The 6010-nt window shown below is 73.5% G+C and carries 4 protein-coding genes; 3 read left to right on the forward strand and 1 reads right to left on the reverse strand.

Annotated elements, in window-relative coordinates:
• Window positions 1-135: 135 nt before the first annotated feature.
• Window positions 136-3552 (reverse strand): phosphodiester glycosidase family protein, encoded by a 3417-nt coding sequence (locus tag ACWDS7_RS45855; protein ID WP_451934417.1) that lies wholly within the window; start codon window positions 3550-3552, stop codon window positions 136-138.
• A gap of 620 nt (window positions 3553-4172) precedes the next feature.
• Here ACWDS7_RS45855 and ACWDS7_RS45860 point away from each other — a divergent pair.
• Genes ACWDS7_RS45860 through ACWDS7_RS45870 form a run of 3 tightly spaced genes read left to right on the forward strand, consistent with a single transcriptional unit; the run spans window position 4173 to window position 5676 of the window.
• Complete coding sequence (locus ACWDS7_RS45860; RefSeq protein ID WP_451934418.1) at window positions 4173-4595, forward strand: ArsR/SmtB family transcription factor; 423 nt, start codon at window positions 4173-4175, stop codon at window positions 4593-4595.
• Complete coding sequence (locus ACWDS7_RS45865) at window positions 4592-5329, forward strand: cation transporter (protein ID WP_451934419.1); 738 nt, start codon at window positions 4592-4594, stop codon at window positions 5327-5329. The genes ACWDS7_RS45860 and ACWDS7_RS45865 overlap by 4 nt, the downstream gene beginning before the upstream one ends.
• Window positions 5326-5676 carry a DUF3703 domain-containing protein gene (locus ACWDS7_RS45870; RefSeq protein ID WP_451934420.1) on the forward strand — a complete coding sequence of 117 codons (351 nt, stop codon included), beginning with the start codon at window positions 5326-5328 and terminating at the stop codon, window positions 5674-5676. Before ACWDS7_RS45865 ends, ACWDS7_RS45870 begins: the two co-directional genes overlap by 4 nt.
• The last annotated feature ends 334 nt before the right edge of the window (window positions 5677-6010 follow it).

Here is a 6010-nt window from a genome sequence, read left to right on the forward strand (position 1 = left end):
TTGGGTGGCGAAGGTGACACGCATCGGGTTCAGGTCTCCTCGTACCGGTGGAGCGGGCTGGCCGGTTCCACTCCGACCGCTTCCCCGGTCGCCGGTCGCCGGTCGCGCCGGCCCGTCAGGCCGGCTCGGACGCGGTCAGGCCGCGGCCCGCGCCGACAGCGTGACCGTCGCCTGCCGGGTGACGCCGTTCACGGTGACCGCGACGACGACCTGGCCGGAGCGGAGCGCGGTCAGCGTCCCCGTGGCGGGGTCGAGCACCGCGATGTGGCGTGCCTTCGCGCCCGCCCGGGTGCCGACGTGCAGGTTGGGCGAGCCCGACCAGTCCACCGAGACGGGGTAGGCGGCGGGCACCGTGCGGGTGCCCTGCGTCAGCGTCGCCGAGACCTGCCCGGGCTTGCCGGCCTCCACCGACGTGGGCGCCGTGAGGGTCAGCCCGTCGACGTGCGGGCGGACCTGCGTGCCGATCCAGGCCGGCGCGTCGGCGAACCAGTTGCGCCGGACGTGTGCCGCCTCCTTCTCGGTCACCGGGTCGACCCCCCACAGGGACCAGCCGGTGAAGCCGCCGTCGTCGGCCGCCGTGGCCGGGTTCTTGCCGGAGTTGCCGTTGATGAAGTACGGCACGGCGTCGACCCGCGAGGCGTGGAAGGTCCCGACGTGGGCGCCGATGTAGGCAGCACCCTTGCCGGTGGTGCGCTGGAAGTCCGCGAGCCAGCCCTCGACCAGCGCGGCCTCCTTGCGGTCGCCGAGCTGGCTGCCCTTGCCGGGCGTCGGGTCGCGCGGCGGCACGTGGAACAGCACCGCGACCGAGCCGATCGACGGGTCCTTCTCCGCCGCGTCGAGACGCTCGCGCAACATGGCCACCTGCTCGAACCCGCCGCCGCGCAGGTTCAGCCGCGAGGTGTCGAGGGTCACGAAACGGGTCCCCTTGTGGTCGAAGCCACCGTAGGTGTCGCCGAAGACCGACCTGAAGTTGTCGATCTTGCCGCCCATCACCTCGTGGTTGCCGGGCACGTAGTGGACGGGCAGTTCGCCGTGGAGCTCCTCGTCCAGGATCCGCTTGGCGAGCGCGAAGTCCTCCGGCGACGCCTCGTCGACGAGGTCGCCGTTGATGAGCAGGAAGTCGGGCCTGGCCGCCTTGATCTCCCGCAGCGTACGGCGGGCGTTGGCGACGATGTCGCTGTCGGGGTCGCGTGCCACGAACTGCGCGTCGGACATGACCGCGAAGCGCCACGGCGCCGCCGCGACCTCGCTCCCCGGACGGATCACCGGGTCGGCCGTCTTCGGTGCCGCCGGCGTCGCCACCGTCGGCGGCACCTTTGCGACGAGCCCGTCGATCGTGATCTCACCGCTGTACTTCTGGTCGGCCCTGGTCTCGGCGACGTAGAACCGGCGGAGTTTCAGCGGGTAGTTCACCCCCGGCGGCACCGCGAACTCGACGAACTTCCAGCCCGTCCACGTGAGGTAGGGGCCGCGGAGGATCTGCGACTGCCCCTGGGCGTCGTAGAACTCCAGGCTCGGCCACTCCCCCTTGCCCGCGGAGTTGATCCACAGTCCGAACGCCTGCGGCTGGCCCGGCACGGTGATCTGCTGGGGCGGGCTCGCGTAGGCCGCGCGCGTCGCCGTCGACTGCGTGAAGTCGTAGGCGAGCTTGAGGCCGCCGCCGCTCTGGCCCGGCGCCGCCGACAGCGAGCCCGTCGCGCGGGCCGCGGCGAACGTCCACGACCCCGCGTCCTCGAAGTCGGCGGCCGGGACGTCCTCGTACCCGACGGTCACCGGCACCGCCGTGCTGGACCCGCCGGCCCGCACGGTCACCAGGCCGGAGCCGGTCGCCCGCTTCGCCTTCACCGTGAAGAAGCCGTGCTCGGAGGCGGCGACGTCGAGCAGTTCCCTGTCGTAGTCGAGCCGCACGTCCGAGGGGTCGACGGGGGCGGAGTTGCCGTTGCGGTCGTAGCCGACCACTCCGAACGTGCCCGAGGCGTCGGCGCCCGCCAGGCCGACCCGGTCGGTCGTCGTGCCGAGGCGGGCGAGGGGCTGCAGGACGGTGAGGGCGATCTCACCCTCCGCGCCGCCGCGGGAGGCGGTGACGGTCGTCCGGCCGGGCACGAGGGCGCGGAAGGTGCCGTCGCGGCCGACGAGCCCGTGGACCGCCTGGCCCGACCGCCACGACGGGGTGCCCGCCGCAGGGCCGTACGTCTCGTCGTAGCCGGCCGCCGTGAGCTTACGGGTGAGGCCGGGGAAGACGCGGTCGGGACGGCCGCCGCTGACCGGGCCGGCGCCCGGCGCCCTGGCCGGGTCGCTGGCCGTCTCCACCCAGAAGCCCTTGAGCTCGCCGCTGCCGGCGGGCGCGTAGAGCGCGAGGCCGTTGGGGACGTGCCGCTCGCCGCCGTCGGAGGGGCTGTTCTCCACCTGCACGCCGGCGGAGCCGGGCTCCCGGGCGAGCATCGTCGAGGAGCCGCCGCCGTCGAGGTTCAGCGCGTTGTGCGCACCGAGCTCCGCCATCATCGCCCCGAGCTCGGTGAGCGTGACGCCCCTGCTGTCGGCCTGCCGGCCGTCGACCGTCAGCATGTACATCTTGCGGCCGTCGGCGGAGAAACCGACGGCGGTACGCGGATGGGCGGCGTTGTCGGCCGAGGTCTGGGCGACACCGTCCTTGACGAGGATCTGGCTGCCGCCGACGGCCGCCTTGACCGCTCCGCCCTGGGAGGGCTTCGGCTGGTACTTGACCTCGACGCGGTCGCCGGGCTTCAGCGCGGCGAGCGCCGTCGCTCCGGCGTCCCGGCCGAGCAGGACGGCCGTGCCCGCCGGGATCGGGCCGCTGCCCGCGGAGGTGCGCACCTCGGTGACGACGCCGCCCTCCAGCACGACCTCGGTGACCGCGGCCGCGCCCTCGACCGCGCGGCCGCGGCCGTAGGAGCCCCACAGCGGGGTGAACAGCCCGACGCCGTTGCCCTGGATGAGCTGGTTGAACTGGGTCAGCGTGATCGGGGCGCCGCCGGCGGGCGTCGCGGTGCCGTCGAAGTTCATCTGCAGCACCCGCCCGACCCCGTCGGGGGTGACGGTGACGGCGTTGTTGTGGCCCGCCATCGGGGACTGGACGAGCTCCCCGTTGTGGATGCCGATGCCCTGCGCCGCGCCGGAGTTGTTGATGTCGAAGAAGTCGCCGTTGACGGCGGCGACGGCCCGGGACCGCTCCGCGGGTCCGGACAGCGGTTCGGTCTTCGACACCTCGCCCGAGTACACGTAGTCGGCGCTCGCGCCGGCCGTGAGGTCCGCGGCGATCGCGTCGGCGCGGAGCCAGCCCGCGCTGTCGTAGCGGTCGAAGGAGGTGAGGGTGATCCCCGGCGCGACCGGCCGGGTCTTCTTGGCCGTCTCCAGCTGCCGCGCCCCGGGGGCGACGAGCAGCGTGGACGGGGCCTGGTCGGACGACGCCTGCGGCGCGTCCTCGACGAGGGCCTGCTGTGGCCGCGCGGGTGAGGGCGACGGCGACGGATCGGCCTGGGCGGGGCCCGCCGCGCTGAAGGCGAGCAGGGGGGCGAGCAGGGCCGTGGCCACTATGCGGGGGTGGTGACTTGGGGGCACCCCCGAACTCAACCGCGCAATGGTTACAAGTTTCAAGACTTCGAGGTGACCTAAAAGAAAATTTCAGGCGCTGGCGTCCCGAGGCGTGGGGCGCGGGGCGCGGAGGCGTCCGCACCCGTCGGCGCCATCGCGGCCGGAAGCCGGCCGAGCATCACGCCCTGACCAGCACGACCGGAAGGCTGGTCCACTTCCACTGAGCGCGCCGCGGTCTGTCGAAGCCCGGCGGCCCGGACCGCGGACGAGTTCCACGGTCCGGGCCGGTCCGGCCGGCGTCAGCTCCCGCATGCGCAGCCGGCGGCGGCCTTCGCCTCCGCGGGAGGCGGGGTCGACGGTCTGCCCGTCCGGGGCACAGCAGGCGGTGGTGCCGCAGCGGGCGTCCGGTGCGGTGTCGGCGCTCTTGCCGAGGGTGTCGGCGTCGGCCCTGACCACGGCGGTGACCGTCACCGCGATCGGCGCGGGTGAGGCGCCCCCTCGGGCGCGTCCCGCTGACCGCCACGCGGCAGCGCCTGGATCGTCAGGAGGTGACCGTAGCGGGCAGATACCCGAGCGCCACCCCTTGCGCCTATATGACCAAATCGGGCTATCATCGCCAAATGGCGATTAATTCTGACGGGGGCCGGTGTGTCAGCGCCGACATCGCCGCCGGCATCTCCCCTGCGGCCGCGCTGTTTCACTCCCTGGCCGATGAGACCCGGCTGCGCATCGTGCAGCGCCTGGCGCGCGGCGAGGCCCGCGTGGTGGACCTGACCACCCAGCTCGGCCTGGCCCAGTCCACGGTGTCCAAGCACCTGGCCTGCCTGCGCGGCTGCGACCTGGTCGACCACCGCGCCGAAGGTCGGCAGTCGTTCTACTTCCTGACCCGGCCCGAGCTGATGGACCTGCTGGCCTCCGCCGAGCAGCTGCTGGCCGCCACCGGCCACGCGGTCGCGCTGTGCCCCGTCTCCGGTGGGGACGCCGACGACCCGGAGGCAGCGGCGGCCGCCGAGCTGGTGGCCGGAGGGGAGCCGCTGTCATGAGCGCCCTGAATCTGCCCGGCATCGGCCCGGCTCCGGCTCCTGACCCGGCCCGGCGCGCCGTGCTGCGGCACCGGATCCGGCTGCTGGTGGCGGCGACCATCACCTACAACGTGATCGAGGCGGTGGTGGCCGTCACCGCCGGCACCCTCGCCTCCTCCGCCGCGCTGATCGGGTTCGGCCTGGACTCCATCGTCGAGGTCGCCTCGGCCGCCGCGGTCGCCTGGCAGTTCTCCGCCGCCGACCACGAGAAGCGGGAGAAGACGGCGCTGCGGATCATCGCCGTCTCGTTCTTCGCGCTGGCCGCGTACGTGAGCTTCGACGCGGTCCGGGCGCTGCTCGGCGCCGGGGAGGCCGCCCCCTCCACCCCCGGGCTGATCCTGGCCGCGGCGTCGCTGCTGATCATGCCGTTCCTGTCGGCGGCGCAGCGGCGCGCCGGCCGCGAGCTCGGCTCCGCCAGCGCGGTGGCCGACTCCAAGCAGACCCTGCTGTGCACCTACCTGTCGGCGGTCCTGCTGGTGGGGCTGGCGCTCAACAGCGCCTTCGGCTGGGCCTGGGCCGACCCGATCGCCGCACTGGTCATCGCCGCCGTCGCGGTGAAGGAAGGCCGCGAAGCCTGGCGCGGGGACGCCTGCTGCGCCGTACCCTCCGCCGTGCCCACCCCGCCCGCCGGCGCCGTTGAGTCCGATGGTTGCGCCGACGGCTGCTGCTCACCCGACAAGGAGACCTCTCGATGATCGGCCGCCCGATGCCCGCCCGCGTACGGGCCGCCTACCGCGCCGAGATGCGCACCGCCCGCACCGCCTCCGACGGCCAGGCCCGGTGGCGGCATCTGGAACGGGCGCACATCATCTCCCAGCCCTGGCCCTGGCCCCACACCGCCAACCACATCGCCATGTTCGCCCTCGCCGTCCGCCGGCGCGACCGGCGCGAAGCGTTCGGCCAGGTGGTGCGCATCATCGTCGCCGCGCCGGGCTCCGCGCTCGGCCGCTACCCCGAAGGCAACACCGGCCGCGCCCGCGTCGGCCTCACCCAGCCCATGCCGATACCCGCCGACCTGGCCGAACTCCTGCAGTCCGCCTGACCTCGGCCCACAGCTCAGGGGCCCGGCGCCTCGTCCTCGGCTGCCGTGAGAGTGCTCGCGCGCAAGTTTGAGGAAGAACGACGCGCTCGGCACCGTGAGGTTGCGGAGCTGCGTGGGGCATCGGAAGTGCCTCAAGGGAAGAACCCGGAGCTGCGCCGCCTTGGGCGATACGAGCCTGCCTGATCGCGTTCTGTCGGCGTACAGGTGAGTGTACGGAGACACGTACACGCAGATACAAGCCGCGGTAGGGCATGGCCGGGTGGACTGTCACGGTCGTCGACGCGGCTGTTCCTGCGGAGCCAGGTCCTGCTTCGGCGTTTCCGGACGTTCGACA

This window comes from Streptosporangium sp. NPDC003464, from assembly GCF_053588315.1.